Origin of the sequence: Paenarthrobacter sp. NPDC089675, assembly GCF_044749185.1 — a bacterium.
Lineage (GTDB): Bacteria > Actinomycetota > Actinomycetes > Actinomycetales > Micrococcaceae > Arthrobacter.
The window spans coordinates 51,694-78,512 of sequence record NZ_JBIVHM010000006.1; the positions used below are offsets into that span (position 1 = coordinate 51,694).

Genomic DNA, 26,819 nt, shown 5'->3' on the forward strand with positions numbered 1-26,819 from the left:
CTAGGATAAGAGCATGACTGACATGTTCCTCGAGAAGTTCCGCGCGCTGGTCCCTAAGTATCTCGAGGATGAATGGCAGGAAGAAGACGGACTGACGCCTGGAGAACTCGACGACGCACTGTCCGAGCACTCCTTCACTATCCCGTTGGTCCTCCGCGAGTTCTATCTCGCCCTCGGCGGCTGTGAGGACCTCATGGAGGCTTACCACTACTTCTGGGACCCCGAGGAACTCGAAGTCGACGACGAAGGCTTCCTCATGTTCCTCGAGGACGAGGAAGAACAGTTCACCTGGGGCTTCCGTGTAGCCGACCTCAGCATCCCGGACCCCATCGTCTACCGCCGCAACAATGCGCGCGGGCAGTGGAAGAGCGAGGAAGGAACGTTCTCCGAGTTCGTTTTCGACATGTTCGAATGGGCCTTCAACGACGAGGACTAGGTTTTTGTCCGCAGCCCCCGTGCCGGCCGTTTTGGTTGGACGGGGGCTGTTTTTGTTGTAGGTGCCGTGGCTTCCTGACCCTCTTTCGGACCGCAGCGCGCCTTTAGCACCCCCTGTAGGTTGTCTTTTTCCTCCGACACCTCAAGAAAGGGTCAGGAGGCAACAGGGTCGACGGCGGCAGCGCGCCTCCCCCGGTTCAGGCGCTGGACTGTTGGCTTCTTAAAACCGGAATGGCCCCGGCTCACTGCAACGTTACGAGTCATACGCTGCACCGAACCGGGACCACAATCTCCGTTCGCATCAGACCCACCGGAGGCATTTAGTGGATCCGTGAATAGCTTATGACAATTCTGTCATATTTGCAACTACCTCAGTCAATGCAATTTGAGCAGCCGTGATCCTGTTTACTGAGTCCCGCAAGTTATCCACAAAACACTCAAACCCGGCTGATTTCTGAGTGCCTGCGACGGAATCATGAGTCATGGATCCAGAGGAATTTCTTCGTCGTCGGCTCGGAAGCGCCCGGACCGCAGCCCTGCGGAAGGCCGGCTTCTCTGAGCGGACCCTCGCAGCCGCCGTAGCCTCAGGAAAGCTCCGTAGGGTGCAGCGAGGGGTTTATGGACTCCCGGGCGCCGATGCCCATGTTCTTGCCGCATACCAGGCAAACGGACGATTGACATGCATCTCTGCCGCTCGCTTCTACAAGCTTTGGACGCTGAACAGCCCACCCGCCACTCCCCATATCAGTTGCGGAAACGGCATCCCCCGCAATGAAGTCGTTGACCACGCCGCCTGCAAACATCCGGCCCACTCTTTCCTCCCCGTTGCCGGAGTTGCGGATGTGCTGCTCCATGCGTTGCGATGCCTGTCCGAGCTAGAGGCCTTGGTCCTGGTCCAGAGCGCCATCAGCCAGGCCTTTCTGACCCAGGAGTTCCTGCGGTCAAAGTTGCCCGGCAAGCGCAACGGCAAAGCACGGGCTGTTCTTGACATGGTCATACCCCGCGCTGACTCGTTATTGGAGGTCCTCGCCCACGCGCATTTTGTCCGTGCAGGACTTACTGTCCGAATGCACGTACAACTTCCCGGTGTGGGTGAAGTCGACTGCCTCATCAACGGGTGCATCGTGGTCGAACTCGACGGGGGCACACACTTGGAGGGTCGGCAGGTCAAGAAGGATCAGTACCGGAACAACGCGAGCATCAGCGGCGGCCGCCTTGTCCTTCGCTATTACTATGCCGACGTCGTTCATTATCCTGAGCGGATGGTTGCACAGGTGCTTGCCGTGCTTAAGAAATGGGACGCCGGGAGTTTCGGGCCCAAGGGCCCGCGGCGTCCTGACCTTGTTTAGAAGCAGAATGGCCGGCTGCAACCTTTTGAGATTGCAGACCGGCCATCCAACGTCGAAACAAGGTCTGAAAGCCACACCTTAAAGGGCCAAAACCTAGCTGCTGCGGTCCACCACTGCGTGGGCAAAGTTGGTCAGGGAGGCCTTCACAACACCTTCCGGCAGGGGCTCCAAAGCGGCAATTGCCTGATCCGACCAATCACGGGCAATCTTCCAGGACTCCGCGGTGACGGGGTGTTCGCGCAGGCCGGCCACGGCTTCAGCCAAGGCCGAGTCGGAAGACAGATCGCCGTCCACCAGTTCCAGCAGCGAAACAGCAGAGGCATCACCGGCTGCGGCATCGCGGCGAAGCAGCAGCACGGGCAGCGTGGGCACACCCTCGCGGAGGTCGGTACCCGGGGACTTGCCGGACTTGACCTTCACACCCGTGACATCGATGACGTCGTCGGCAAGCTGGAAGGCCACGCCGACCTTTTCGCCGTATTCAACCAGCACGTCCTCGAACGCCTCATCAGCACCCGAGAAGATCGCACCGAGCTGGCCTGAAGCGGCAACCAGGGAGCCGGTCTTGTCCGCGATGACGGAGAGGTAGTGCTCAACGGCGTCCTCGTCTTCTCGGGGACCCACGGTTTCGTGGAGTTGGCCGAGGCACAGGCGCTCGAAGGTCCGGGCCTGGATACCCAGCGCACGCGAGCCCAGCTCGGAAACCAGGATGGAGGCACGGGCGAAGATGAGGTCGCCCGTCAGGATAGCCACGGAGTTGCCCCACACTTCGTGTGCCGTGGGGGCGCCGCGGCGGAAGGGTGCCGAGTCCATGACGTCGTCGTGGTACAGGGTGGCAAGGTGGGTGAGCTCCACAACCACCGCGGCCTGGACAACCTCGGGACGCGAAGCATCGCCGAGGTGTGCACAAAGCAGGGTGAGCAGCGGACGGATGCGCTTGCCGCCGGCTTCCACCAGGTGGCGCGACGTTGCGTCAGCCAGCGGGTCCGAGTTGGAGATGGCTTCGCGCAGCTTCTTCTCCACGCGTGCAAGGTTGGTGGTGATGGCAGGGCCGAGCTCGGCGTCGCCTGCGATGGCGGCGAAACCGGCGGGCAGCTGGAGACCCGTTGCGATCGCGGTGGTGTTGGGAGCAGGCTCGTTGGTGTCCCGCAGGCCGTGCCCGGCGTGGGTCCAGCTGTGTTCGGCAGAGTTCGTCACGGGTTAACCCTAACTAGTTGGTGCGGAAACCGCGGTCTCGGACCCTGCCGCCGTAAAAGAGCGGGCAGAGGAAGTATTTGATGTCGCGGGAACGAGGCTTTCCAGGACCCGGATCACCCGGTCTTCGAAGCCCTTCGCGGAGGGGTCTGTGAGGTTGGCCAACAACCGGACCACAAAGCGCATCAGCACGGGAATGGGCATGCCGGTCCGCAGCGCCAGCTTCATCACGGCAGGCTTGCCAATGAGGAAGGCAAATGCCCGGCCGAGGGTGAAGTGTGATCCCCACTGGTCCCGCACATAGTCCGCGTACCGGGACAGGTGCGCATCGGCGTCGTGCGTGTTCCATGCGGCAGAAGCCGAGCGGGCGGAGGCATCGATGATGAACTCAGCCGCGAAACGGGCCGACTCCATGGCGTAGGAGATGCCTTCACCGTTGAACGGGGAAACCATGCCGCCGGCGTCGCCCAAAAGGAGGAGCCCAGGCGAATAGTGCGGCGTGCGGTTGAAGCCCATGGGCAGCGCGGCGCCACGGATCTCCCCCACCTGGTTTTCGGGAGCGAAACCCCACTCGGCGGGCATGGCGGCGGTCCACTCGCGAAGGACCTGCTTGTAGTCGAGCTTGCCGAATTCCTTGGAGGAGTTGAGGATGCCGAGGCCCACGTTGGAGGTGCCGTCGCCGACGCCGAACACCCAGCCGTACCCGGGCAGCGGCTTGCCGGACTTGCCGGGCAGTTCCAGCCAGCCCTCCATCCAGTCGTCCTCGTGACGGGGCGAGGTGAAGTACGTGCGGACCGCAACGCCGAGCGGCCGGTCGTCGCGCTTCTGCATGCCCAGCGAAACTGCGGTCCGCGTCGAGTTGCCGTCCGCGGCCAGTACGACGTCGGCGAGGAAGTCGCGCGTTTCGCCCGTCTTGCGTCCGGACTCGTCGAGGATCGCGGCGCGGGCCCCGATGACGCGGCCGTCGTCGTCCTGTAGGGCGGTTGTGACGCTGTGGCGCTCAAGCACGACGGCGCCGGCGGCCTGCGCGTGCCGGGCCAGCGATTCGTCGAAGCCGAGGCGGGTGCGGATCAGCCCGTAGGTCGGGAAGTCGGAAACCTCGGGCCATGGGAGTTCAATGGTGCGGCCCCCGGCGATCAGGCGGAGTCCCTTGTTGCGCCGCCAGCCGTCTTCAACGGCATGCGGCAGCCCGAGCTTCTGGATCTCGCGGACGGCACGCGGAGTGAGGCCGTCCCCGCACACCTTTTCACGCGGGAAGGAAGTCTTCTCCAGCACCGTCACATCGATGCCGGCCTGGGCGAGGTAATACGCGGCGGTGGACCCTGCCGGGCCCGCGCCAACAATCAGTACTTTCACGATGTCCTAAGTCAGCCTGACTGTGCGCCCGTCCGGCGCGGCTTGATCTGTCGGCGCAGCTTGGCCACCGGAACACTTTCGCGGTGTTCTGCCGGCTTCTGTGCGCGGTGGACGGCAACAATGCCGCCGCTGAGGTTGCGGTAGGTGATGTCGGTCCAGCCGGCGTCGGCCAGCCACTGGGCCAGGTGGTCCTGGTCGGGCCACGCACGGATTGATTCCGCCAAGTACACGTAAGCATCCGGGTTGGAGGAAACCTTGGTGGCGATGGCCGGGAGTGCGCGCATGAGGTACTCGGTGTACATGGTGCGCCAGAGCGGAACAACGGGCTGGGAGAACTCGGCGATCACCAGGCGGCCACCGGGCTTGGTGACGCGAAGCATCTCCTCGAGGGCCTTGCGGGGTTCAACCACGTTCCGCAGGCCGAAGGAGATGGTGGAAGCATCAAAGCTGTTGTCCGCGAACGGAAGGTTGGTGGCGTCACCGGCAATGAAGTCGATGTCCGGGCGGCGGCGCTTTCCCACCTTGAGCATGCCCAGGGAGAAGTCGCAGGCCACAACATCCACGCCGGAATCGGCATAGGGTTCGCTCGATGTGCCCGTTCCGGCAGCGAGGTCCAGGACACGCTGGCCCGCCTTGACGTCCATGGCATCCACGACGATCCTGCGCCAGCGACGTGTCTGCCCCATGGAGAGGACGTCATTCACGACGTCGTATTTAGGGGCGACATCGTCAAACATCGTCGCAACTTCGTCCGGACGCTTTTCCAAGGATGCTCGGTTCACCCTGCAATTGTCTCAGACAATCAGCGAAGTTTGCTGCTCTGTAGAAGACGGGGCGGGTTCTGCGCACACCGGGAGTACTGTTGTTCCATCATGACCAGCACGCTCCGCACTTTGACAGTCCCCCTCGATGTCGACTCATCCTCCGGGGGGCTGCCGTCATTTCTGGTGCGTGACGATGTCCTTTGCTGGTCCCGACGCGAGGCCGGCCTGGTCGGTTACGGCGAGCTGACCCGCTTCAACGCCACGGGCCCGGAAAGGTTCCTCGAGGCCGACATTTGGTGGCGGCACCTCATCCTTGAGGCAGACATCACGGACCACGTTGAGCTTCCCGGCACAGGCCCGGTAGCTTTCGGTTCCTTCGCTTTTTCCAAGACTTCCCCGCACGTTTCGCGCCTGATCCTGCCCGAGCTCGTGGTTGGCATCCGTGACGGCCGTGCCTGGGCTACGCAGTTGACGTTCGACGACGTTCCCCTCACCGAGGCGGGCGTGCTGGCCGCCGTCGAGCGGTGGCTTTCGGGCACCAACGGTGACGAGTCCGCCGCGGGAGGTTCCGACGTCGGGCCCTCACCTGAGGTTGCCGCCCTCAATGGTGCGCGTGGTTCGCTGAGCCGGGGCTCGCTGACCGAGGCGGCGTGGATGGAAGCTGTTTCCAGCGGCGTAGAAGAGATCCGCACCGGCAAGCTGGAGAAGCTGGTACTGGCGCGCGACGTCGTTGCCAACCTACCTGCCGGAGTCAGTGCCGCGGAGGTACTTCGCCAGCTCGCGGCCAGGTACCGGGAGTGCTGGACATACGGCGTAGACGGTTTGGTGGGAGCTACTCCGGAGATGCTCATCCAGGTCGAGGGCCGGACCGCCCAGGCCCGAGTGCTGGCGGGCACGCTGGATCGCCGGGACGCCGAGGGCATGGACGGCTCTCCCATGGAATATGCGGAGCGTGTGCTGGCGGGCTCAGAGAAACAGCGGCACGAGCACGAGATCGCCATCGATTCCCTGACCCGGCAGCTGGCACCTTTCTCCGAAGCAATGAACTCGCACAGCGAACCGTTCATTCTCGAGCTGCCGAACGTGTGGCACCTGGCTTCGGACGTGAAGGCCGAGCTGGCAGATATCGAGGGCCACGTACCCACCTGCCTGGCCTTGATTAACGCCCTGCATCCCACGGCCGCCGTGTGCGGAACGCCGACCCTGGTGGCGGGTGCCCTGATCAGGAAGCTGGAACATCTGGACCGCGGCCCCTACGCCGGACCCGTGGGCTGGCTGGACGCGGCCGGCAACGGCGAGTGGGGCATCGCCCTGCGCGGAGCCGTGATCGAGGACGCCAACACAGTGCGTCTCTATGCGGGCTGCGGCATTGTTGAAGGTTCGCAGCCTGAGGCAGAACTCGCGGAAACGTGGGCGAAATTCCGGCCGATGCTTGAGGCGCTGGGCATCAGCCGGTAGATCCGGGATTCCAGACAGAAAGTCTGTAAGGGCCCTTGCATCTTCGCTAGACTAGTTATCCAATAGTGAAACTTCGTTTCCTGTGATGCACATCTCACGTTCGGCGCTACACTAAAACCGACTCAGTTCAGCATCCACTGCAACAAAAGGTTAAAAACATGCAGATCTCCCGTTCAGTTCTGTCCGGCACCAAGATGGCCGCCGTTCTCGCTGCAGGTGCTTTGGCCCTGACGGCCTGCGGTGGTTCCTCTTCCACCCCGGCAGCCTCGGGTTCGGGCCCTCAGCTCATCAACTCCGGCAAGCTCACCGTTTGCTCGGACATCCCTTACGAGCCCTTCGAGTTCCAGAAGGACGGCAAGAACGTCGGCTTCGACATGGACATTGCCGCCGAGGTAGCCAAGGACCTCAAGGCCGAGCTCAACGTAGTGGACAGCTCCTTCGAGGCAATCGAAACCGGCACCGCCCTCACCGGCTGCGATGTTTCCATCTCCTCGATCTCCATCACGGATGTCCGCAAGAACGTCATGGACTTCTCCAACCCGTACATGGATGACGACCTGACCCTGGTGGCCACCAGCTCCTCCGGCATCAGCAACCTGGACGGCGCCAAGGGCAAGAAGGTTGGTGTGCAGCAGGCCACCACCGGCGCACAGTACGCCAAGGACAAGGGAATCGACGCCCAGCAGTTCGAAGACTCCGGCCTCCTGGTCCAGGCACTCAAGGCCGGCACCATCGACGCAGCCGTTGGCAACCAGTCGGTCCTGGGCTACGCCATCAAGGATGACTCCAAGATCAAGCGCGTCGAGGACTACGCCACGGGCGAGAAGCTTGGCATTGCGATCAAGAAGGGCAACACGGCCATGACTGACGCCGTGAACTCCACGCTGAAGCGCCTCACGGATGATGGCACCCTCCAGAAGTTCAAGACCACCTGGTTCGGCGAAGCCGCCAAGTAAGCACCCGGCTCCCCGAGATCCACGCAAGCGGGGCCCCGCAACTCTCTGTTGAAACAGTCGGTTCGGGGCCCCACCTGCGCAACATGAATGTGAGAACACCATGGCAATGACTGCACGTCAACGAGCCAAAGTCAGTCTTTACGTCCAGGCCGGTATCTTCGTTGTGGCCGTGGCCGCCGTGATCCTCGCCGTGGACTGGAAGACGATCGGTAACAGCGTCTTCAACTTCGCCAAGATCGGGCCGATGTTCCCGGGCATCTTCCTGGTGGGCCTCAAGAACACCCTGATCTACACGGCCCTTGCGTTCGTGGTGGGCCTGTCCGGCGGGTTGCTGCTGGCCCTCATGAAGCTTTCTTCCTTCCCGCTTTACCGCTGGCTCGCCACCGGTTACATCGAGTTCTTCCGCGGCGTTCCGGCCTTGCTGGTCTTCATCGCCTTCGGCTATGGCGTACCGCTGGCCTTCGGTGTGCAGTGGGACGTCAACGTGGTGGTCATGGTGTCCCTGGGCATCGTCGCTTCCGCGTACATCGCCGAGACGCTTCGTGCAGGCCTGCAGGCCGTCCCCAGGGGCCAGATGGAGGCAGCGCGTTCGTTGGGCATGCCGCATTGGCGGGCCATGGTTTCGATCGTGATCCCCCAGGCCTTCAAGATCGTCCTGCCGCCTCTGACCAACGAGATCATCCTGCTGACCAAGGACTCCTCGCTGATCTACGTCCTGGGCCTCACGGCATCCCAGTACGAGCTCACCAAGTTCGGCCGCGACGGCATCTCCAGCCTTGGCGCAGGCCTGACTCCGCTTTTGGTGGCCGGCGCGTTCTACCTGGTGATCACCATCCCGTTGAGCCTGTTGGCACGGAAGTTCGAAAGCCGCTCCGCGCGGACCAAGCGATAGGACGGACAGTCATGACCAACTCCGCAACAGTCCACGCTGCAGGCGTGGACATCAAGGACCTCCGCAAGTCCTACGGCAGCAACGAGGTCCTCAAAGGCATCTCGCTGACGGTCGAACCCGGCCAGGTTGTGTGCCTGATCGGTCCGTCGGGTTCCGGCAAGTCCACGCTCCTGCGCTGCGTCAACCTGTTGGAGCAGCCCAACGCAGGCACCATCAATGTGGGCAAGTTCGAGGCAACCGACCCGGATGTCGATCTCAACCGGATGCGCCAGAGCGTGGGAATGGTGTTCCAGCACTTCAACCTGTTCCCCCACCTGAGTGTCTTGGACAACTGCACCATCTCCCAGGTGAAGGTCCTCAAGCGGTCCAAGTCGGAGGCCGCAGACGTGGCCCGCCGCAACCTGGAGCGCGTTGGGCTGGGACACCTCGCCGAGCGTTTCCCGGACCAGCTTTCCGGTGGCCAGCAGCAGCGTGTCGCGATCGCCCGCGCACTGTCCATGGACCCGCAGCTGATGCTCTTCGACGAGCCGACGTCCGCTCTGGACCCGGAAACTGTTGGCGATGTCCTCGCGGTCATGCGCAAGCTGGCCCAGGAAGGTATGACCATGCTGGTTGTCACGCACGAGATGGGCTTTGCCCGCGAAGTTGCCGACCGTGTGGTGTTCATGGATGGCGGTGTTGTGGTGGAGGAAGGCGTGGCCGAGCAGGTCATCAGTGCCCCCACGCAGCCCCGGACCAAGGAATTCCTGCGCCGCGTCCTCGACCCGACCCACATCGACGTCGTCGAGGACTAACCCCAGCGTTCCTCTCTCACATCCCGACGGGTTTCGGAGTTTCCTCTCTCACAACCCGTCGGGATGTTCGCGTTTAAGGCCCTAACCTGCCGTGAGCACCTTTCCCACAGCGGAAGCAACCGCCTCCTTGATCCGGGAATGAAGACCACGCAGCCCCGCCCTGTCCACGCGCACTTCCACGATGGTGCGCCCCTTGACCGGCGACTTGAGCGCTTCGGCGAGTTCCGCCGTCGTGCTTACCGCCTGGTGCCCGACGCCGTAAGCCGCCGCGAGTGCCGAAATGTCGACTGAGTGCGGGGTGCCAAAGAGGCGTTCGACGGCGGTGCCGTAGGCGCCCGACTCTTCGACCGCGCCATGCTCCAGCAACCCGAAGATGGCACCGCCGGAGTCGTTGAGGACCACGATCCGCAGGTCCGGGGTGGGTTCCCCCTGGCCGAGAAGCAGTCCGCCGACGTCGTGCAGGAAAGTGACGTCGCCCAGCAGGACCGTGGTTTCCCGCCCGCTGCCCAGCGCGATTCCCGTGGCCGTGGCGAGGGTGCCGTCAATGCCGGCGAGCCCGCGGTTGGCGTAAACCGAGGCTATGGGGTCTGGTTGGGGCTGGCCTGCGAGGTCCACGTCCCGGATTCCATTGGACGATCCGAGCACGAGCTTTCCGCGTGCGTTTGCCCAGACGGTCGCACCGACCGCCGGCCCGTTGGCTGCGGGCTCCTCCTCCAGTACGCCGTCCAGGGCATGCTGAGCCGCTGCGCTGGCAAGGAGCCAGGCGTCGAGCCACTCGGAAGAACCGCGTCCGGCAAAATCCGCCAGTTCCGGCAAGGTTTCCAACGGTGTTTCCCTGCGGCGCCCATTCTCGTACCAGGCCACGGGGACAGGCTGGTAAATTGCGGATTCCACATCTTTCCGTGCCAGCAAGGCACCGACCGGCCGGGACAAGGTGGGGCGGCCAAAGAGCACAACACGTTCTATGGGCGCCGGCGATTCGGGGCCGAAGTGTTCAAGCAGCAGCCGGTATGGCCCCACGGCGTTGGGTCCGAACCGCGCATTGGAGGACGGCTCGGCCAGCAACGGCAAGCCGTGGGCGCGGGCGAAAGCCTCAGCAACCGGGCCGGCATCGTGGCCGGCGAGGACCACGGTGTTTCTGTGCGGCAGCTCCGCGGACGCCGCCGGCAGATCCAGGGCCTGCGGACCGGCGTCGTAATGGAAAGGGCCATGACCCGAGGCTTCCGCCACACCGTCCCCGGCCTCGGGAACCAGCGGATCACGGAAAGCCAGGTTTACTTGGACAGGACCGGGCGGGGTGTCTTCCAAGGCGCCGGTCGCGGCATAGATCGCCGTGGCGACCGCGCGCTGCGGGTTGTCTCCGGCGGCGACGTCGACGGCGAACCGTACGTGCTCGCCGAAAAGATCCAGTTGGATGGTGGTTTGATTGGCGCCGGTTCCGTGGAGTTCTTCGGGTCGGTCTGCCGAAACCACGATCACGGGTACCGCAGCATGATTGGCTTCCATGACGGCAGGAAGAAGGTTTCCGACGGCGGTTCCTGAGGTTGTGAGCACGGCCGCCGGAGCCTCGCTTGCCAGTGCAATGCCCAACGCGGTGAAGCCGGCGTCGCGTTCGTCGATCCTGACGTGCAGGATGACCCTTCCCGCTGCTTCGGCTTCAGCCAAAGCGTAGGCCATGGGTGCGGACCGCGAACCCGGGGCTACCACCACGTGCCGCACACCGCCGTCGAGCAGGGCTGTCACGGCAACCCGGGCCGCACCGATTGATGTCAGAGAGTCCTGGGAAGTCACCGTCCCAGTCTATTGGCGCCAACGGGATGTGAGAGAGCGTCCGCGTGAAGAGGGTCATAGGCGAGAGTGCATCCAACGCTCTCTCACATAACGCCCCTTTCAGTCCAACGCTCTCTCACATCCCATCCCTTAAACGGAAACGCTCCTCCACCCCCGGAACGGGATGAAGGAGCGTTTCGCGGCAATGCGCTACTTGCGGAACACCTGGACGATCGACGGGCGGGGCGCGCGGACAGCGCCCGCGGCAGGCGTGGCACCGGCGCCGACGTAGTCAGGGAAGTACGAGTGCGGGGCATCGAACGTGCCCTCTTCACCCGGGTGCTGGACGGCTACGAAAACGGTGCGCTCTTCGTCATGGACGATCGGACCACACGTCTCGGCGTCGCGCGGGACAGCGAGGAACTGCTCCACCTTGCCGCGTTCCGGGCCTTCCAAGGTGACCTTGAAGAGACCATCGTTGTAGCCGATGGTCGACGGGGCGCCGTCCGTGGAGATCCAAAGGTTGCCCACGGAGTCGAAGGCTACGTTGTCCGGGCAGGAGATCGGCGAGACCTTGTCTGCGGGGAACCCGGAGAAGTAGGTGGAGTTGTTCTTGGCAGGATCGCCCGCAACCAGCAGGAGGGTCCAGTTGAACTTGGTGCCGGTCTGGCCCGGGGCCTCGGTGATTTCCACAATGTGGCCGTCACGGTTGAGCGTGCGGGGGTTGACCTCGGTGGCACCTTCCTTGCCGGCCTTGCCGCGGTCGGAGTTGTTGGTGCAGGCCACGTAGATCTTGCCGGTGAGCAGGCTGGGCTGGACGTCTTCGCAACGGTCCATCTTGGTGGGGCCAACCTTGTCTGCGGCGAGACGGGTGTACACAAGGACCTCGGGAACGGACATGCCGGGCACGGCTGACTGGCCGTTGACCACCAACGGCAGCCATTCGCCGGAGCCATCGAACGCGCCGTCCGCCGGGAGCTTGCCGGTGCCATCGATCTCGGCGGCCGGGGAATCCCCCGTGAAGCGGGCAACATACAGGTCGCCTTCGGAAAGAAGGTTCATGTTGTTGCGGCGGGCCGCCTGGGAGTCGCCGGCCTGGTATTTGCCCTTGGAAACGAACTTGTAGAGGTAGTCGAAGCGCTCGTCGTCGCCCATGTAGGCAACAACGTGGCCGTCGGGAGCCACGATCACGTTGGCGCCCTCGTGCTTGAAGCGGCCCATGGCGGAGTGCTTCCTCGGGGTGGACGTGGGATCGAACGGGTCCACTTCCACAATCCAGCCGAATCGGTTGGTCTCGTTGGCGTAGCCGGCGTTGCGGGTATCGAAGCGAGGCTCGTCGAGTTCCCATTTGCGCGTGGTGGGCTTGGCGGACAGACCATATCGCTTGTCCGAGTCGCTGGTGCCGGGAGCGGCGAAGTAGCCGTTGAAGTTTTCTTCGCCGGAGAGGATGGTGCCCCACGGCGTGGTTCCGCCGGAGCAGTTGCCCAGGGTGCCCTTGATCCAGCGTCCGGCAGGGTCGTCGATGGTCTTGACCAGGTTGGTGCCGGCTGCAGGGCCGTCCAGTTCGTAGACGGTGTCCGTGAGGAAACGGCGGTTCAAGGGAGCGCCCTGCACGTAGCTCCACGGCTTGTTCTTGTTCTTGCGCTCGAGCTCCACCACAGCCAGGCCGTGCGCTGCGCGACCGATGGCACGGGCTTCGGCAGCATCGAAACCAACCGGCAGCATGATGTTCTCGTTGGTGTACTCGTGGTTGGTGAACAGGAGTGCGCGGCGATCCTTGGAGTCCGGAATGGGCAGGATGTCCGTGTAGTCGTTGTTGTAGCCGAACTGGCGTGCCTGGGCAGCGGCCGTCTGCTTGTTCAGGTCGAAGGCCGGGGAATCGTTGAACAGCGGATCGCCCCAACGGATGATCGGATTCCAGTCAAATCCCTCGGGGACAGTGAAGGCGTCAACAGCAGCGTCAACGGGCTTGATGGGGGTGAACTTGAGCTTGGATTTGTCGAAGCCCGCCTTCGCCGCATCGGACAGCCCGTTGCCGGAATCTGCTACTGCGGCATCCGTGCCCGTTACCGCACTGCCAAGAACGACGGCGAGCGCACCTGCGGCACCAAGTCCCAGGGCGGCCCTGCGGGACATTGCGGTGGAGGCGATGTCGCGGAAGTAGCCGTTGGAGCTGGTGTTGCAGACGTCGCCCGCGCAGGCGTTATCGCACTTGAGCGCACAGGTGACGGCGCTGCGCTTGCCCTTGGTATGGCCAAGCATGGGGAGCAGGGGGAACTTGCGTCCGGTGGTTTCAGACATGGGGGACCTTCCAGAGTGGGTACGAGGTTCCCGCCGAGCTTGTCAGCGCAATCCGAAGCCGCGAGGACGCGCGGGTTAAGAGTCGGTGAACAAGGCCGTTCCGGAACGGGCCAGTACACCGTGAACGCGTCGCAACCTTTCGAGCCACCAATCGCGTCGTTCAGCGGGAGCGGCGTACTGCTCCAGCAGCCCGGGGTCGGCAACGGTCTCGCGGAGGTGGATGGCGCCGTCGTCCGCTACCAAGGGGTCCACCGTTATGTCGGAGGCAAACAGCGAGACCGTGCCCAGACCGCATGCATACGGAAGGGAGGGAAGGGCGGCCGCAAGGGCCAGTCCGGCGCGGATCCCTACGGAGGTGTCCAGTGCGGAACTCACGACGGCGGGCAGGCCGGCCTGGGCCACGATGTCCAGGGCACGTGCCACTCCCCCAAGCGGTGCTACCTTCACAACGATGAGATCCGCCGCGCCGGCCCTTGCAACGCGAAGGGGATCGTCTTCTTTACGGACGCTTTCGTCGGCGGCAACCAGAACAGGGGTTGCGGTCAATGACAACCTGCTTCGTACCTCCGCCAGGCCTTCGATCGTGGGCACGGGTTGTTCGGCATACTCAAGTCCCACCACGGAGAGCCTGCCCAGGGCCTCAACGGCTTGTTCCACCCCCCACCCACCGTTGGCGTCCACCCTGATGGCGGCATTGGGCAAGGCTTCCCGAACAGCAATGACCCGCGAGACGTCGTCGAAAAGTTCTTGTCCCCGCTCCGCGACTTTGACTTTGACCGCATCAACACGACCGAACCGGGACAGTACCTCCGGGACGCGGTCCGCGGGAACCGCCGGAACAGTGGCGTTGACGGGGATGCTGTGGCGAAGCGGAGCGGGGAACCCAAGCCAGCCCGCCTCAATGGTGGACGACAGCCAGCGGGCGGATTCGTCGTCGTCGTATTCAGGAAAAGGGCAGAATTCCCCCCAGCCGAGTGGCCCCTTTAACAGGAGCGTCTCGCGTTCCATGATTCCGCGGAATTTCACGCGCATCGGTAGCGAGACGACGTGGGCTGAATCGAGGAGTTCTTCAATCGCAGGGAGCATAGTGCCACTGTACCGGCGGCATTTTGGGCTCAGACCGGCCTGCCTGCGCTATGTGGATATCTACTCCACCCAGAATTTCCGGACGGAACGGGCTGCTTCCGGGAAGGACTCAACGGGAATGGAGAGGGAGCTCTCCGGCAAGCCGAGTCCGTCCCATTTCGCAACCAAAACGGGTCTTCCGTCAATGGGCAAGGGCCACAGCCAATAACGTGACGTGCCCTCCACGATCTGGTCATTGCCGCCGGCTCCCCCACCACCCAAGGCAACCAGGACAGGCCCCGCCACATCCTCGGCGCCGTCATCCGTGCCGGGTCCTGTGGCGGCAGCAAAGGCCTTCCGCCCGTCTCCAAAGCCCACACCCACCAGCAGACCGTCCGAGCCTGGCTGGAAGGGACCACGGGGTGTGAGCGCCTTGTCCAGGACGTCGCGCCACTCGTGTTCTGTTCGCCCTGCCCGCCGCACTGTCCACACGAGATCCAGGACGCAGCCGGTGGAGTAGACATCAACGGACTTCAACGCAAGGGCAACCCGTTCGCCGCTGTGTACGAATGCGCTGACCGGGACTACTCCGGGAAGTTCGTCCGCGGGTGGCCCCGCCCAGGCCGGCGAGGTGGGCGGGGTATGCGGTGGATGTTCCGGCGGCTCAGGGTAGTCCTCGAAGAAGGTCATGCTCCATGCATACACCGACTGGCCTGCGATGTGGAGGAGTGCCTGCTAAGAGAGATCGCATAACCGCGGTATCCTCAGCCTTGACACTCATTTAGGGGGATTCATGACGCAGGGTTTCAACGGTCCGACGCCGCCGGGCTGGTATCCGGATCCTTCCAACCCGCAGCAGATGCGGTGGTGGGATGGCGTGCAGTGGACCCCGCACCTGGCGCAGGGTCCGTCGCAGTTCATGCCCCAGCAGCGCGTCCTGATCAGCAACCAGACACCGGTGTACAACCCGTTTATTTGGGCGATCGTGTTGATCCCCCTCGTTTCGGTCATTCTGTTGCTGACGTGGCAGCCGGATTTCCGGCTCATCACCACCCGGCAGGGTGCCACCACCATCGACCCCACGTCGATCTACTCCGGCGGCTACGTCGCACTCCAGATCTCGGGCGTCCTGATTTGGGGTGTCAGTGTGCTGCTGGCCTACTTCGACTATCAGCGGCTTCAGCGGTCCGGTGTGATCCGGCCGTTCCATTGGGCCTGGTGCTTCCTCAGCGGAGCGGTCTACGTCATCGGCCGAAGCGTGATCGTGCGCAAGGTCGCCCCGGGACGCGGCCTGGCCCCGGTGTGGGCGCTCATCGGAACCGTGGTGGTTTCACTGATTGTGTCGGGTATCTGGTTGGCCAATTTCATGGCCCACCTCTATTCCCAGTTCGGCTACTCCATTACTGCTTAGCGGCAACTCCTCACACGCGTTAGGTAGACTGCTGATCAACGCATGGAGGGAAGGACGCCGATGAACCGCAAGGCTACTGCACTGGATGTCGCCAAAAGGGCGGGGGTCTCCAGGAGCGCGGTTTCCCTTGTCCTGAACGGCCGGGGTGACGGCAACGTGGCGAAAGAAAGCCAGGACCGCATCCGACTGGCCGCGCAGGAGCTGAACTACTCCCCCAATGCCATTGCCCTCAGCTTGCGGAACCAGCGCTCCCGGGTCATCGGCATCGTGTCCGATGAGGTGGTGGTCAGCCCGTTCGACGGCAACATCATCGGCGGAGCGGACGACGTCGCGCGCAGTCGTGGCTTCGTCACCGTCGTCATGGACACGGAACGCGACGCTGCCCGGGATGCGAGCGCCATCGAGACCCTCTTGGACCGGCAGGTGGACGGGCTGATGTACGTGACCGTGGGCCTTAAGCCGTTGGATGTTCCTCCCGGCATGCAGCGCGTTCCGTCCGTCCTCGCCAACTGCTACGACAGCCGGACGGACCCGCAAATCCACCACGTCATCCCTGATGAGGTCAGCGGCGGACGCGAAGCAACAGAACACCTGCTGCAACATGGCCACCGCGATATTGCCCTGCTGGCCGGCGCCGAGGAAGACCCCGCCGCTCCCTTGCGTGTGCAGGGGTTTCGGGAAGCCTTCGCCGGCGCCGGCGCGAACGTCAGGGAAGACTGGATCAAGCACGCCGGCTGGGACATCAACGACGGTTTCAACTGGACCATGCGATTGCTCGACGGCGTAAACCCGGCCGAGCGTCCCACCGCCATCATGTGCGCCAACGACCGCTTGGCCATCGGGGTCGCCCTGGCCGCGGCCCGCTTGGGACTCAGCATCCCCGCGGACCTGTCCATCATGGGCTACGACGACGAACACCGGATCGCCGGCACCATGGTCCCTGCACTCACCACCATGGCGCTGCCCCTGCGGGAGATCGGCCGGGCGGCCATGACCTCGCTGTTGGATTCGGTGGAGGGCAGCACAAGCACGACGGCGGCACCCACCTTGGAGACGATGGTCCCCTGCCGCTTGGTGTTGCGGGAGTCCACGGGCCCCGCACCCCGCTAAACTTGACGTTGCGAGGCCCACTCTGCGCCCCAAAGCCAAGGAATGACGCGCAGAGCAGGCCCCACAAAGGATTGAGACCTAGCGTGGGAGGGCCAACTCCCACACATCGGCGGTCGCACCCTCAGAAACCATGAGCGTCCAGGATTCCCCGGGCGCCGGGTAGGCCCGGAGGGTTGTGGCCACGGAACCGGACCGGTACACCTCCACCAAGGAAGCATCGATGAAGATCCGGATCTCCTCCCCCGGAGCCAAGACACCCGAGTAGACCGCCTGAGAACCAGGACCGCCTCCCAGCTCCAGGGAAACAGTGCCGGAACCAGTCACCAGCACCTCCGCGAAGTCCGGAACAGCCACGGACCCGGCAGCACCCGAAGCCACGGAAGCACCACGGTACGCGGATACCTCCGGCGCCGGAGCAACAACCAGCGCCCCCTCGACCACTGACAAAAGGCGAGGGTGCGTCAGCACACCCGACCACCCGGCGTCGTCGATTTCCTCCTGGGTGCGGCCCCGCCGACCATCACGGCCGGGACCTTCGTTTGCCCAACCCCACAGCAAAGCGGCCGGAGCAGAAGAGGGAAGTTGCAGGATCTGCGGTGCGTAGAAATCGCGCCCAAGATCAGACTTGCCACCGGAAACAGGGGTGAACACCGGCAGCCCGGTCTCCGGATCCGAGGAGAGCGAACCGATGAGGTGACCAACGCCGTTGGCGTGCTCGTGGTCGTCGCCGGAGAGCCACAGGGAGAACATCGCCACCCACGTGGACCCGCCGGAGGCAGTAGGCACCTCAACCAGCTGCGGGCACTCCCAGATCTCGGCCGGGGTGTGCGCGGCAGCCACGGGATCGGCGGTGGTCAGCCAGATGCCTTGGTACTTCCACTCATCCAAGGAGTCCACCGAGTAGAGCAAAAGCGCGGCACGCCCGTCGGCTAGGCCCGCGCCCTGGACGGCGTAACGGGACCCGTTGAAGGTGAAGATGAACGGATCACGGACCGCAGTTACCGAGGGGTCCGATGGCATGGATGCCGCAATGTGCCCATCCTGGTTCCAGGACACCAGATCCGAGGATCCGCGGGCAATCACCACCTGCGAGTGACCGCCGTGGTCCTTGACCCCGGAGTAGGCAGCAGTAGGCACATCGCCGTCGAGGGTAACCACACCGGTCCAGCATCCCGCGGAGTCCGGCCCACCCGGCTGTGGAGCCAAAGCCACTGGGTGTTCTTCCCAATGCACCAGATCAGCGGAGCTCACGTGGCCCCAGTGAATTTGTGAATGCCTGGCGGACTCGGGGTTGTACTGGAAGAACACGTGGTAGCGCCCGTTGATGTAGCTGACACCGTTGGGGTCGTTGATCCAGCCCTGCGCGGGCCGTGGGTGGAACCGCGGGAATGCCGGGTCCGGGTGCGTTGCCGCAAGCACAAGGGAAGATACAGCAAGGTCCGTCATTGAAAACCCTTTCAAGGTATGTAAAAACTACTTGCCCGTGCCGGCGGTTAGTCCATCCTGCAGGGCTCGCTGCCCGAACATGAAGACCACCAGCGCAGGAATCATGGAGAGGACAACACCGGCCAGGACCACGGAAATGCTTCCCGTGCCGAGGTTGCCCTGGAGGGAGACCAGGCCGAGCGGAAGGGTGAAGTTCTGCTCGGAGATGGTCATGATCAACGGCCTGAAGAATTCGTTCCAGTGGAAGTTGAACGCCAGGATGCCCACGATCGCCAAGCCGGGCATGGCCAGCGGGGCATACACGGAACGGAAAGTCCGCCACGGCGAGGCGCCGTCGATCGCTGCCGCTTCAGCGAGCTCCCCCGGGAGTCCCATGAAGTACTGGCGCATCAGGAAGGTGCCGAACGCCGTCGGAATGGCCGGAAGGATCAGCGCGAGCAGCGTGTCCGAGAGCCCGACGCCGCGGATCAGCATGAACACGGGAACGATCGTGACCTGCGCCGGCACCATCATGGTGGCCAGCACGATCGAGAACAACGCACCCCGTCCCCGGAACTTGAGGTGCGCGAAGGCGTAACCGGCCAACGCCGCCGTCATCATCTGGCCGACGGCGATCAGCCCCGTTACCAACGCACTGTTCAACACCAGCAAAACAATGTTGAGCTGTTTGAACACCTGGCCGTAGGACGTGAAGTCCGGGTTGAGCGGCAGGAACGACGGCGGCAGCTTGAAGGATTCTGTCGGCGGACGAAGCGAGGTGGAAATTGTCCAGAGGACTGGTCCCAGGACAAAGACGGCGGCGATCAGGAGGGCGGCAACACGGACAGCCACTGACCAGTCGCGCTTCTTCCGCACAACTACGGGAGCCGTGGTTTCAACACGTTCAGAAATGGTGGTCATGGCAGGCCTTACTGGTAGAAGACGAATCGTTTGCCGAGCCGGAATTGCAGGGCCGTGATGCCCATGATGATGAGCGTCAGGATCACGCCGATGGCGGAGGCCTGGCCGAATTCGAGGCGCTGGAAGGCCGACTCGAAGATCACCATGACGGCCGTGCGGGTTGAGTCGCCGGGGCCGCCGCGGGTGAGGACATAGGGCTGGTCGAACACTTGGAGTGCATTGATGATCGCCATGACGGAGGCCACCAGAGTGGTGGGGCTCAGCAGGGGCAGCGTGACGTACCAGTGCTTGCGCCAGCCTGTTGCGCCGTCGATCGAAGCCGCCTCGTACGTCTCCACCGGGATGGAGGCGAGGCCGCCGATGAACAGCAGGAACGAGAAGCCGAAGTTCTGCCACACATACACAAGGATCACGACGGCGGCAGACCCGGTTGGCGTCGTCAGCCAAGGCACCGCGGGGATGCCAATGAGGGACAGCAGCCAGTTCACGACGCCGAACTGCTCGTTGAAGAGGTACCGCATGAAGATCGAGACCGAGGCCGCGGACAGGATCAGCGGAAAGAAGAACGCGGAGCGGAAGAAAACCCTCAGCCAGGCCGGCAGCTTTTCCTGCACCATGATCGCCAGGCCCAGTGCCAGCCCGAGTTGGAGAGCCACGGCCAGTATGACGAAGACAATGGTGTTCAGGAACGAAACCCGGACTGTGGGGTCTTGCACCACTTCGGCGAAGTTGTCGAAGCCAACGAACGTGGGTGCCGAGATGATGTCCCAGCGGAAGAACGCGAGCGCAACCGAAGCCACGATCGGGAGGAGGGTGAAGATGCCCATGCCCACGATAGTCGGAGCGAGGAATGCCCATGGGAGCCACCGTTGCTGGACGCGGCCCCCTCTGGACACCGCGCCACCCCTGTGGACCGGTATCCGTCCGGTTCCCGTTTTTGTACGGGTCGCAGTGCTCATGGCTGCCTCCTCAAGGCCAGTTCCAGGTCACGCTGCAAAGAGGCGAGGGCCTGTTTCAGTTGGTTTTCGTCTCCGCTGACAGCCAGGGAAACGTTCTTCATGAGGGCGGTTTCGACGGCGGCCTGCTGGGGAGGTGCCGGAATCGGACCCGTGGTGGGAAACCGGTCCAAGGTGTCGTAGAAGACTTTCCAGTGGCGCGGACCAGTTCCGGCATAGAGCTGTTCGTTGACCATTGACCGTCGCGCCGGGGTGGTGTTCGGCGTGGGGAACACGATGCGCATGGCCTCGAGGCTGGAGCTGAACTTCACCCATTCCCAGGCTGCGTCCTTGTCCTTCGCGGTCTTCATGATCGCGTACCCTGCCGTACCGAACTGATGGCGCTGGGTCCGCCACTTGGGGAAGAACTGGACGTCGTATCCGTCTTCAGTCATCCCCGCCTCGTGGAGGCCCTGCACCCAGTAGCCGCCGGCCGGCGTCGTACCTATCCGGTTGGAGGCGAAGAGGCCGATCAACGAGCCACCGCCGCCTTCCTCGGGGCGGACGCCGAGTCCGTCCTTGACGAGTCCGCGGAGGTAGTCGAAGGATTCGAAGACGCGGGGGTCGTTGGCGTTGGGTTCGAGCCATTGGTAGCCGCCGGACCGGAGGCGGCGCGACGGGTCGTTGGCGTAGAAGCTGTCCCACAACCACTCGCCCCCGCCGGATTTGGTTTCCTTGAGGAAGCTTGTGTCATTGGCGTAGAGCCACGGCACCACGCCGCCAAATAAGCGATTGGTCCAGTAGTACGGGGTGAAGTCCTTGGGGTTGGCCTTCTTCATCGCGGCGAGCGTTGCGCGGAAGTCGGTGTGGGTCCAGTTGTCGGAGGGCCGTTCCAGCCCAGCCTGCCGGAGCGATGTGGCGTTGTAATACATGTTCGCTGCGTTCCAGTCGATAGGAAGCTGGAACAAGCTGCCCTTATACATGAACGCCTCCACCAGGCTGGGGTGGACGTCCGCGAAGTACTCCTTCATGTGGTCGGCATCGCGGCGGAGGTACTCGTCCAGCGGGTGGGCCAGCTTCTCGGCGAAAAGCTGCGCGCCTTCAGTGGCCACGTACACGACGTCCGGCGGCGTGCCTGCGGCCACCATGGTGAGGATCTTGGTGAAGAAGTCCTTCCAGTCCACGGCCTGGATGGCTTGGACCTTGACCTTGATCTCAGGGTGGACTTTGGCGAAGGCGTCGATGACCTTCTGGCGGGCCGCGGCGTCGGCGGCGGTGCCCATGATGGCGATACTGAGGCTGCTGTCTCCCCGGCCTGGAATGTCTGTTCCGGTGAGGCGCGGCCACGACGCCGCTGTCACCCCGACGATCCCGGCACCGAGGGCTGTGAGGGCGGTCCTGCGTGTGAATTGTCGCAAAGCCCCATTGGTTCCCGGCATTGTAGATTTCCTTCCCTAACACGTGTTAGGAACAGTAGTCCTGGCACCTAACACGTGTCAAGCGTCACAGGAATGTTGCATGGATCTCACTTCAGACCCCGCATCGGCCAGGAGGCCCACATGAGGCATCCAGCGATTTGTGGCAGGGTAGAGAGAATGAGTTCCCAGCAATTCCGCGTGAGCGGGAGGTCGAGCAAACGGCCACGTCAGGAGCGTCCAGCAGGCGCCGGTACGGGCTTCTTGTTCTGCCTCATCTCCATCGCCTGCATGGCAGGCCTGGCGGCGACCTACTACTTTTTCGTCCGCACAACCACCGGTCAGTTCATCGACGAGTCGGCCCTTGTTGAAGCCAAGGAACTCAGCGGCTCGGCCGGCAAGGCTTCCACCGGATTCCTCGATGCCCTACCCGTCACCTCCCTGGTTATTGCCACGCTTGTGGTGCTGTTCGTGACCATCGCCCGCCGCCGCTGGACGGCCGCGGGCATCGCCGTCGCCGCTTGCGTGGCCGCTAACGTTGCCACCCAGGTCCTCAAGTTCCTCATCCCCGACCGCCCCGACCGCGGGGTCCAAACACTGGATCTGAACTCACTCCCCTCAGGCCACACCACCCTGGCTGCATCCGCAGCCGCGGCAGTGTTCCTCATGGTTTCGCCGCGATGGCGGCCCCTCGCCGGCTTCCTCGGCGGCACCTTCGCGGTGGCCACGGGCGTTTCCACACTCATCAACCAGTGGCACCGCCCCTCCGACGTAGTAGCAGCCTTCCTCGTTGTTGGCGCTGTGATGCTGCCCGCCGGCTGGCTCATCCTCAGGTCCGGGAACAAGTGGAACGTATGGGATGGCTACGGCGAGCACTGGGCGTCGTCCCGCGCGTGGATCTACGTCACCCTCCTCGCCCTCCTGGCCGCCGGCGCCGTAGCGGCATACTCGCTGCTCCAAGTAATGCCGGGACTCGACACAGACAGCACCATCGACTACTTCCGCGCAGGCACCGCCTTCATTGTGATCGCCGGATACGCGTCTGCCTTGGGCGGCACATGGCTGTTCGGCTTGGCGGCCAGGAAGCGCTAGGGCACGACGGCGGGCGGCACCTCCCGCTGCCGACCACCCCGAAAGGCACCCATGGCTCAGGGCGTTTTCGTGGCATATAGTTAATCCACTCGTTGGATTAACACTCAGGAGCAACCATGCCCTCCATGAAAACCGGCCTCGCCTCTACTCCGCAGAGCACCGGCCCCAGCTCAAGGGACCTCGTGGTGGACTTCATCCGGGTAGCCTGCATGTTCGCAGTGGTAGCCGTGCACCTGCTCATGATGGGCATCAGCGTTGATAACAATGGGATCGCAGTCGGGAATCCACTGACCTCCCTGAGCTGGTTTGCCCAGGGAACCTGGTTCGGCCAGGTCATGCCGTTGTTCTTCGTGGTTGGCGGATTCGCGTCCCTTACCTCCTGGCGCAGCCTGCAGCGAAAGGGCGGGGACGCCGGCGACTATCTCCGCAACCGGGTGTTGAGATTGGTTCGCCCAACGGTGGCGCTCTACGCCTTCCTCGCCTCGGCGCTCTGGATCGCGACGGCGGCAGGCGTCCCGTCAGACCTGCTGAAAGTCATCGCTGCGGGTGCCGGTGTTCAGCTGTGGTTCCTCGCTGCCTACCTGATCTGCCAGGCCATGGTGCCCATGATGGCACGACTCCACGAGGTTGCCCCATACCGTACCGTCGGGATTTTGGTGGCGTCCGCCGTCGTCGTCGACGTCATCCGGCTGGGGCTCGAACGCAACCCGTGGGGCTTCGACTCCAACCCGATCGGCCTGCTGAACATGGTGTTTGTCTGGGGGCTTTTGCAGCAACTGGGCTTCTTTTACGCCGATGGACTCTTTGATGGAATCGCGCGGTGGAAGCTCGTTGCCGCTGCCCTAGCCTGCTACGTGGCCCTGATGCCGCTCACACAAGACGGCCTATATCCCGTGGACATGCTGACCAACCAGAACCCTCCAATGTTTCCCTTGGTGCTGGTGGGCCTGGCACACGTGCTCTTGTTGAAGGCTTTTTACCCGTTGCTGCAGCGCTTGGTTCAGCAGGGCTGGGTGCAGAGAGTCATGTATGTGGTGGGTAGCAGAGCCATGACCATTTACCTCTGGCATCTGCCGTTGATCATCGTGATGTTCGGCCTGGCCCTGATGCTGCGTTTGCCGTTCCCTGAGCCTGCCAGCACGGAATGGTGGCTGAGCCGACCGGCGTTCTATGTTGCCGCGTGGGCACTCGTGCTGCTCGCGTCAATGCCGCTGGTCCGGCTGGAAGTTGCCAGTACTGCATTGGCCTTGGGTGCAACGCGGCCCGCTGCCTGGCGGATTGGCCTTGGAACTGTCCTCGCGATCATCCCGCCGTTCGTGGTGATGCGGAGTGCTCTGGATACGTGGAGTGCGACGTGGGGTTTGGTGCTGCTGGTTGTGGCGGTTGGGTTGGTCAGCGGGGATCGGCCTGTTCGTCGGTGGAAGAGGCCCATGGTGGTGCAACCTGCCGGTCTTTAGTAGTTCCGCCGGTGCTTCAATCTGGGAATGGCTATGGCGAACACGGCAGCAGCGGCAAAGCCCAGCACTCCCGTCGCCCACACTCCTGCAGCAAGCGAGACCGCGGCTGTCAACGCAGACAGCAGCACAGGCCCTCCCGTCGCTCCCGAGTCGGCAATGAAACGCCAGACCCCCAGGAAATGGCTTCGCCCGTTATCCGGCGAAAAGTCCGCCCCGAGGGTCATGATTAAGCCCGAGCTGATGCCATTGCCGAATCCGATCAGCAATGCCGCGAGCAGCAACGGGAAGAAGCCGCTGGTGAACGGAATGATGACCAGAGCTACGCCCATGATCAACGTGGAGGGCACGGCCACCCACTGCCGGCCCTTGCGGTCCATGAGCTTGCCGGCGGGGTAAAACACCAACATGTCGATGGCACCCGAGAGTCCGTAGATCAACGATGCATGTGTGGCATCCATGCCTAGATGGTCTGCCCAAAGTGGGATCACCACCTGTCTGGATGCCCGCAAGGCGCTGAGCAACAGAATGCCGAAGCCCACGGACAAGAACACCCCCGCATGGGAGGCCGTCACCTGCCGCAGCGTGGACGCTGGAGGTGCGGCGCCGCCGTCGGACGCTTCAGGAGCTACCAAATCCGGAATAGTGAGCGACAGCGCAGCAGCTGCCATCATCCCCGCAAAACCCACCCAATAAGCACCGCTGATCCCCGCGAACTGCATCACGCCGGCACCGATGAACGGACCGATGAAGATCCCGATCCTCGTGACACCGCCGAGAGTTGAAAGCGCCCTGGCACGGAAGATGACGGGAACGGCCTCGGTGAGGTACTTCTGGCGGGCCAGGTTGAAAACACTGGAACTCATACCAACAACGGTCATCGCAGCGGCCAGCAGCCAGATCCCATGGTCGAGCCGGGGCGCAAAAGCCGCCGCCCCCAGGGCCAGGGCCCCCGCGGCACCGGCCCCAACAATGGCCCAGCGTTCGCCAAATTTGATGGTGATGATGGAAGCCGGAATGTTGAAAAGCCAGGATCCCAGACCGATCAAGGTCACGATCAATGCCGAGACAGCTACGGAGGCCCCAAGGTCGCGCGCCGAAAGCGCGATAACCGGCAGGACCGCCCCCTCCCCGATACAGAACAGCAGGGCGGGCCCAAAAGCCGGTATGGCTATGCTGCGAAGGCTGAAGTTCTGATCTGTCCGGGTGCTTGTCATCCCTTTCATCCTAGGACCGCGCGTCTCTCCCTGGAGACACTCTGTGTCTGGGTCCAGGCTCGGGGTTTTAGCTGGCGACGATTGTCACCGTGCCGACGTTGCGGATGTTGGTCCGGACCGCGTCTTCAACCCTGCGCCGGAAGCTGGCAAACTCCGACATACTCCAATGCGCATCCACCGAGGTGGTGACTTCAACATGCAGCCTGTGCCCGCTCCAGCGAAGTTTCACCGTCGATTCCGTCGGGGCCGCCGTTGCAATGGCGCTCTCAACCCGTCCAAGAAGGTGCGGGTCAACACCATCGAGAAGCCTCCGTCCGATATCCCGGGCTGTGCCCCAGAGCAGGACGAAAATAGCGGCCGAGATCAGAATGCCGATGATCGGGTCAGCGAGGGGGAAGCCGAGCCAGACGCCTACGACACCGGCTACTACGGCAAGGGAGGTGAATCCGTCCGTCCGGGCATGGACGCCGTCGGCCACCAAAGCAGCGGAGCCGATCTCCTTGCCGACCCTGATGCGGTATACGGCCACGATCTCGTTCCCGGCAAACCCGATCAAACCCGCAGCCAGGACCCAGCCCAGGTTACTCAAGGGCTGCGGCTGGAAGAGCCTGACGACGGATTCAACCGCGGCGACGACGGCCGAGAGCGCCACCATGGCGATGATGAAAAGCCCCGCCAGGTCTTCGGCGCGGCCAAAGCCGTAGTTGTAGGCCCGGGTGGCAGCCCGTCGGTTCAGGATGAATGCCACCCACAACGGAACGGCGGTCAGGGCGTCGGAGAAGTTATGGATCGTATCGGCCAAGAGGGCCACCGAGCCGCTGATGACGAAAACAGCCAACTGCAGCAGGGAAGTGACCAACAGGATAGCCAGCGATATCTTCAATGCGCGGATTCCTTTGGCCGAGCTTTCCATGGCCTCATCCACCGAGTCCGCTGCATCATGGCTGTGCGGAACAAACAATCCGTGCAGGAAACCCTTCAATCCACCCGGGTGGTCGTGGTCATGGTCGTGTCCATGGTGCTCGTGGTCATGGTCGTGTCCATGGTGCTCGTGGTCATGGTCGTGGCTCTCGTGGCCGGCCTCGTCGGCCGGCCGGGCTGTCCGCTGTTCAGGGCTACTATGCGCGTGACTCATGCTGCGCCGCCCCCGGATTGCTGGTGGTGGTGCGGTGGTGTGCCGCCCAGACTGTGCTCGGCCTGGAAAATCGCATCGGCGACCAACTGCCGGGCGTGCTCGTTCTCCAGCCGGTAATACACGCGTGTTCCCTCTTGGCGCGTGGACACCATTCTCGCCAAACGCATCTTTGCCAAGTGCTGCGAAACGGCGGACTGGGGCTTCCCCACCGCTTCAGCAAGCTCATTGACGGACAGCTCGCCGTCCCGCAGTGCCAGGACAATCCGGACTCTGGTCGCATCGGCGAGCATGGCGAAGACCTCGACGGCCAATTCGACGTATCCGCTGTCGACCGACAATCCACACTTATCTGCATTCATACGCATATTAT

The 26,819-nt window shown here is 63.4% G+C and carries 24 protein-coding genes; 10 read left to right on the forward strand and 14 right to left on the reverse strand.

Annotated elements, in window-relative coordinates; all coding sequences use genetic code 11:
- Positions 1-13: 13 nt before the first annotated feature.
- Together ACIPY2_RS14010 and ACIPY2_RS14015 are read left to right on the forward strand one after the other, a co-directional pair.
- Positions 14-436 carry a hypothetical protein gene (locus ACIPY2_RS14010; RefSeq protein ID WP_400266996.1) on the forward strand — a complete coding sequence of 141 codons (423 nt, stop codon included), beginning with the start codon at positions 14-16 and terminating at the stop codon, positions 434-436.
- Between the two features lie 481 nt (positions 437-917).
- Entirely contained in the window at positions 918-1,784 is an 867-nt protein-coding gene (locus ACIPY2_RS14015) for a type IV toxin-antitoxin system AbiEi family antitoxin domain-containing protein (RefSeq protein ID WP_400266997.1), read from the forward strand.
- Between the two features lie 93 nt (positions 1,785-1,877).
- Here ACIPY2_RS14015 and ACIPY2_RS14020 read toward each other — a convergent pair whose 3' ends face one another.
- From ACIPY2_RS14020 to ACIPY2_RS14030, 3 genes are read right to left on the reverse strand one after another with little or no spacing between them, the layout of a single operon-like run.
- Entirely contained in the window at positions 1,878-2,981 is a 1,104-nt protein-coding gene (locus ACIPY2_RS14020; protein WP_400266998.1) for a polyprenyl synthetase family protein, read from the reverse strand.
- A 9-nt stretch (positions 2,982-2,990) separates the two neighbouring features.
- Positions 2,991-4,334, reverse strand: a complete 1,344-nt coding sequence (locus ACIPY2_RS14025; RefSeq protein WP_400266999.1) for a geranylgeranyl reductase family protein — start codon at positions 4,332-4,334, stop codon at positions 2,991-2,993.
- Positions 4,335-4,345: 11 nt separating this feature from the next.
- The gene (locus tag ACIPY2_RS14030) at positions 4,346-5,116 is read right to left on the reverse strand and encodes a demethylmenaquinone methyltransferase (RefSeq protein WP_400267000.1); all 771 of its coding nucleotides are present in this window, start codon (positions 5,114-5,116) and stop codon (positions 4,346-4,348) included.
- Between the two features lie 90 nt (positions 5,117-5,206).
- Here ACIPY2_RS14030 and ACIPY2_RS14035 point away from each other — a divergent pair, with 90 nt between their 5' ends.
- The 4 genes from ACIPY2_RS14035 to ACIPY2_RS14050 all read left to right on the forward strand — a co-directional run bounded on the left by ACIPY2_RS14035 (position 5,207) and on the right by ACIPY2_RS14050 (position 9,198).
- The gene (locus ACIPY2_RS14035) at positions 5,207-6,556 is read left to right on the forward strand and encodes an isochorismate synthase MenF (RefSeq protein WP_400267001.1); all 1,350 of its coding nucleotides are present in this window, start codon (positions 5,207-5,209) and stop codon (positions 6,554-6,556) included.
- A gap of 158 nt (positions 6,557-6,714) precedes the next feature.
- A complete protein-coding gene (locus tag ACIPY2_RS14040; protein WP_400267002.1) occupies positions 6,715-7,512 on the forward strand; it encodes an ABC transporter substrate-binding protein in 798 nt (265 codons plus the stop codon).
- A gap of 100 nt (positions 7,513-7,612) precedes the next feature.
- The gene (locus tag ACIPY2_RS14045; RefSeq protein WP_400267003.1) at positions 7,613-8,404 is read left to right on the forward strand and encodes an amino acid ABC transporter permease; all 792 of its coding nucleotides are present in this window, start codon (positions 7,613-7,615) and stop codon (positions 8,402-8,404) included.
- A gap of 11 nt (positions 8,405-8,415) precedes the next feature.
- Positions 8,416-9,198 carry an amino acid ABC transporter ATP-binding protein gene (locus ACIPY2_RS14050; protein ID WP_400267004.1) on the forward strand — a complete coding sequence of 261 codons (783 nt, stop codon included), beginning with the start codon at positions 8,416-8,418 and terminating at the stop codon, positions 9,196-9,198.
- 81 nt (positions 9,199-9,279) lie between these two features.
- On the opposite strand, the gene menD is transcribed toward ACIPY2_RS14050, so the two are convergent.
- The 4 genes from menD to ACIPY2_RS14070 form a co-directional block, all read right to left on the reverse strand.
- The gene (gene menD / locus ACIPY2_RS14055) at positions 9,280-10,989 is read right to left on the reverse strand and encodes a 2-succinyl-5-enolpyruvyl-6-hydroxy-3-cyclohexene-1-carboxylic-acid synthase (protein ID WP_400267005.1); all 1,710 of its coding nucleotides are present in this window, start codon (positions 10,987-10,989) and stop codon (positions 9,280-9,282) included.
- A 189-nt stretch (positions 10,990-11,178) separates the two neighbouring features.
- Positions 11,179-13,269: a PhoX family protein gene (locus ACIPY2_RS14060; protein ID WP_400267006.1), complete on the reverse strand. Its 2,091-nt coding sequence runs from the start codon at positions 13,267-13,269 to the stop codon at positions 11,179-11,181.
- A gap of 75 nt (positions 13,270-13,344) precedes the next feature.
- Positions 13,345-14,355, reverse strand: a complete 1,011-nt coding sequence (locus ACIPY2_RS14065; protein ID WP_400267007.1) for an o-succinylbenzoate synthase — start codon at positions 14,353-14,355, stop codon at positions 13,345-13,347.
- 60 nt (positions 14,356-14,415) lie between these two features.
- Positions 14,416-15,024, reverse strand: a complete 609-nt coding sequence (locus tag ACIPY2_RS14070; RefSeq protein ID WP_400267008.1) for a hypothetical protein — start codon at positions 15,022-15,024, stop codon at positions 14,416-14,418.
- Positions 15,025-15,127: 103 nt separating this feature from the next.
- Here ACIPY2_RS14070 and ACIPY2_RS14075 point away from each other — a divergent pair, with 103 nt between their 5' ends.
- Entirely contained in the window at positions 15,128-15,745 is a 618-nt protein-coding gene (locus ACIPY2_RS14075) for a DUF2510 domain-containing protein (protein ID WP_400267009.1), read from the forward strand.
- Positions 15,746-15,805: 60 nt separating this feature from the next.
- The gene (locus tag ACIPY2_RS14080) at positions 15,806-16,855 is read left to right on the forward strand and encodes a LacI family DNA-binding transcriptional regulator (protein ID WP_400267010.1); all 1,050 of its coding nucleotides are present in this window, start codon (positions 15,806-15,808) and stop codon (positions 16,853-16,855) included.
- A gap of 78 nt (positions 16,856-16,933) precedes the next feature.
- Here the strand turns inward: ACIPY2_RS14080 and ACIPY2_RS14085 are convergent, their stop codons facing one another.
- Genes ACIPY2_RS14085 through ACIPY2_RS14100 form a run of 4 tightly spaced genes read right to left on the reverse strand, consistent with a single transcriptional unit; the run spans position 16,934 to position 21,575 of the window.
- Complete coding sequence (locus tag ACIPY2_RS14085) at positions 16,934-18,301, reverse strand: glycoside hydrolase family 32 protein (protein ID WP_400267011.1); 1,368 nt, start codon at positions 18,299-18,301, stop codon at positions 16,934-16,936.
- A gap of 27 nt (positions 18,302-18,328) precedes the next feature.
- Positions 18,329-19,201, reverse strand: coding sequence for a carbohydrate ABC transporter permease (locus tag ACIPY2_RS14090; RefSeq protein WP_400267012.1), 873 nt, complete (start codon positions 19,199-19,201; stop codon positions 18,329-18,331).
- Positions 19,202-19,209: 8 nt separating this feature from the next.
- Positions 19,210-20,160 (reverse strand): carbohydrate ABC transporter permease, encoded by a 951-nt coding sequence (locus tag ACIPY2_RS14095; RefSeq protein ID WP_400267013.1) that lies wholly within the window; start codon positions 20,158-20,160, stop codon positions 19,210-19,212.
- A complete protein-coding gene (locus ACIPY2_RS14100; RefSeq protein WP_400267014.1) occupies positions 20,157-21,575 on the reverse strand; it encodes an ABC transporter substrate-binding protein in 1,419 nt (472 codons plus the stop codon). Before ACIPY2_RS14100 ends, ACIPY2_RS14095 begins: the two co-directional genes overlap by 4 nt.
- Positions 21,576-21,731: 156 nt before the next feature.
- On the opposite strand from ACIPY2_RS14100, the gene ACIPY2_RS14105 reads away from it, so the two are divergent.
- Both ACIPY2_RS14105 and ACIPY2_RS14110 read left to right on the forward strand, forming a co-directional pair.
- Positions 21,732-22,643 carry a phosphatase PAP2 family protein gene (locus tag ACIPY2_RS14105; RefSeq protein ID WP_400267015.1) on the forward strand — a complete coding sequence of 304 codons (912 nt, stop codon included), beginning with the start codon at positions 21,732-21,734 and terminating at the stop codon, positions 22,641-22,643.
- Positions 22,644-22,759: 116 nt separating this feature from the next.
- Complete coding sequence (locus ACIPY2_RS14110; RefSeq protein ID WP_400267016.1) at positions 22,760-24,100, forward strand: acyltransferase; 1,341 nt, start codon at positions 22,760-22,762, stop codon at positions 24,098-24,100.
- Here ACIPY2_RS14110 and ACIPY2_RS14115 read toward each other — a convergent pair.
- The 3 genes from ACIPY2_RS14115 to ACIPY2_RS14125 all read right to left on the reverse strand — a co-directional run bounded on the left by ACIPY2_RS14115 (position 24,097) and on the right by ACIPY2_RS14125 (position 26,808).
- Entirely contained in the window at positions 24,097-25,314 is a 1,218-nt protein-coding gene (locus ACIPY2_RS14115) for an MFS transporter (RefSeq protein ID WP_400267017.1), read from the reverse strand. The genes ACIPY2_RS14110 and ACIPY2_RS14115 overlap by 4 nt on opposite strands.
- 67 nt (positions 25,315-25,381) lie before the next feature.
- A complete protein-coding gene (locus ACIPY2_RS14120) occupies positions 25,382-26,449 on the reverse strand; it encodes a cation diffusion facilitator family transporter (protein WP_400267018.1) in 1,068 nt (355 codons plus the stop codon).
- A complete protein-coding gene (locus ACIPY2_RS14125) occupies positions 26,446-26,808 on the reverse strand; it encodes an ArsR/SmtB family transcription factor (protein ID WP_400267019.1) in 363 nt (120 codons plus the stop codon). The genes ACIPY2_RS14120 and ACIPY2_RS14125 overlap by 4 nt, the downstream gene beginning before the upstream one ends.
- Positions 26,809-26,819: the final 11 nt, after the last annotated feature.

Bases quoted from the DNA above. Each gene is read 5' to 3' on its own strand.
- ACIPY2_RS14095 (WP_400267013.1), bottom strand. From the start codon at position 20,160: ATGAGCACTGCGACCCGTACAAAAACGGGAACCGGACGGATACCGGTC.
- ACIPY2_RS14125 (WP_400267019.1), bottom strand. From the start codon at position 26,808: ATGAATGCAGATAAGTGTGGATTGTCGGTCGACAGCGGATACGTCGAA.
- ACIPY2_RS14070 (WP_400267008.1), bottom strand. From the start codon at position 15,024: ATGACCTTCTTCGAGGACTACCCTGAGCCGCCGGAACATCCACCGCAT.
- ACIPY2_RS14045 (WP_400267003.1), top strand. From the start codon at position 7,613: ATGGCAATGACTGCACGTCAACGAGCCAAAGTCAGTCTTTACGTCCAG.
- ACIPY2_RS14035 (WP_400267001.1), top strand. From the start codon at position 5,207: ATGACCAGCACGCTCCGCACTTTGACAGTCCCCCTCGATGTCGACTCA.
- ACIPY2_RS14060 (WP_400267006.1), bottom strand. From the start codon at position 13,269: ATGTCTGAAACCACCGGACGCAAGTTCCCCCTGCTCCCCATGCTTGGC.
- ACIPY2_RS14040 (WP_400267002.1), top strand. From the start codon at position 6,715: ATGCAGATCTCCCGTTCAGTTCTGTCCGGCACCAAGATGGCCGCCGTT.
- ACIPY2_RS14065 (WP_400267007.1), bottom strand. From the start codon at position 14,355: ATGCTCCCTGCGATTGAAGAACTCCTCGATTCAGCCCACGTCGTCTCG.
- ACIPY2_RS14010 (WP_400266996.1), top strand. From the start codon at position 14: ATGACTGACATGTTCCTCGAGAAGTTCCGCGCGCTGGTCCCTAAGTAT.
- ACIPY2_RS14090 (WP_400267012.1), bottom strand. From the start codon at position 19,201: ATGACCACCATTTCTGAACGTGTTGAAACCACGGCTCCCGTAGTTGTG.
- ACIPY2_RS14115 (WP_400267017.1), bottom strand. From the start codon at position 25,314: ATGACAAGCACCCGGACAGATCAGAACTTCAGCCTTCGCAGCATAGCC.
- ACIPY2_RS14050 (WP_400267004.1), top strand. From the start codon at position 8,416: ATGACCAACTCCGCAACAGTCCACGCTGCAGGCGTGGACATCAAGGAC.
- ACIPY2_RS14075 (WP_400267009.1), top strand. From the start codon at position 15,128: ATGACGCAGGGTTTCAACGGTCCGACGCCGCCGGGCTGGTATCCGGAT.
- ACIPY2_RS14105 (WP_400267015.1), top strand. From the start codon at position 21,732: ATGAGTTCCCAGCAATTCCGCGTGAGCGGGAGGTCGAGCAAACGGCCA.
- ACIPY2_RS14100 (WP_400267014.1), bottom strand. From the start codon at position 21,575: ATGCCGGGAACCAATGGGGCTTTGCGACAATTCACACGCAGGACCGCC.
- ACIPY2_RS14080 (WP_400267010.1), top strand. From the start codon at position 15,806: ATGAACCGCAAGGCTACTGCACTGGATGTCGCCAAAAGGGCGGGGGTC.
- ACIPY2_RS14110 (WP_400267016.1), top strand. From the start codon at position 22,760: ATGCCCTCCATGAAAACCGGCCTCGCCTCTACTCCGCAGAGCACCGGC.
- ACIPY2_RS14085 (WP_400267011.1), bottom strand. From the start codon at position 18,301: ATGACGGACCTTGCTGTATCTTCCCTTGTGCTTGCGGCAACGCACCCG.
- ACIPY2_RS14015 (WP_400266997.1), top strand. From the start codon at position 918: ATGGATCCAGAGGAATTTCTTCGTCGTCGGCTCGGAAGCGCCCGGACC.
- ACIPY2_RS14120 (WP_400267018.1), bottom strand. From the start codon at position 26,449: ATGAGTCACGCGCATAGTAGCCCTGAACAGCGGACAGCCCGGCCGGCC.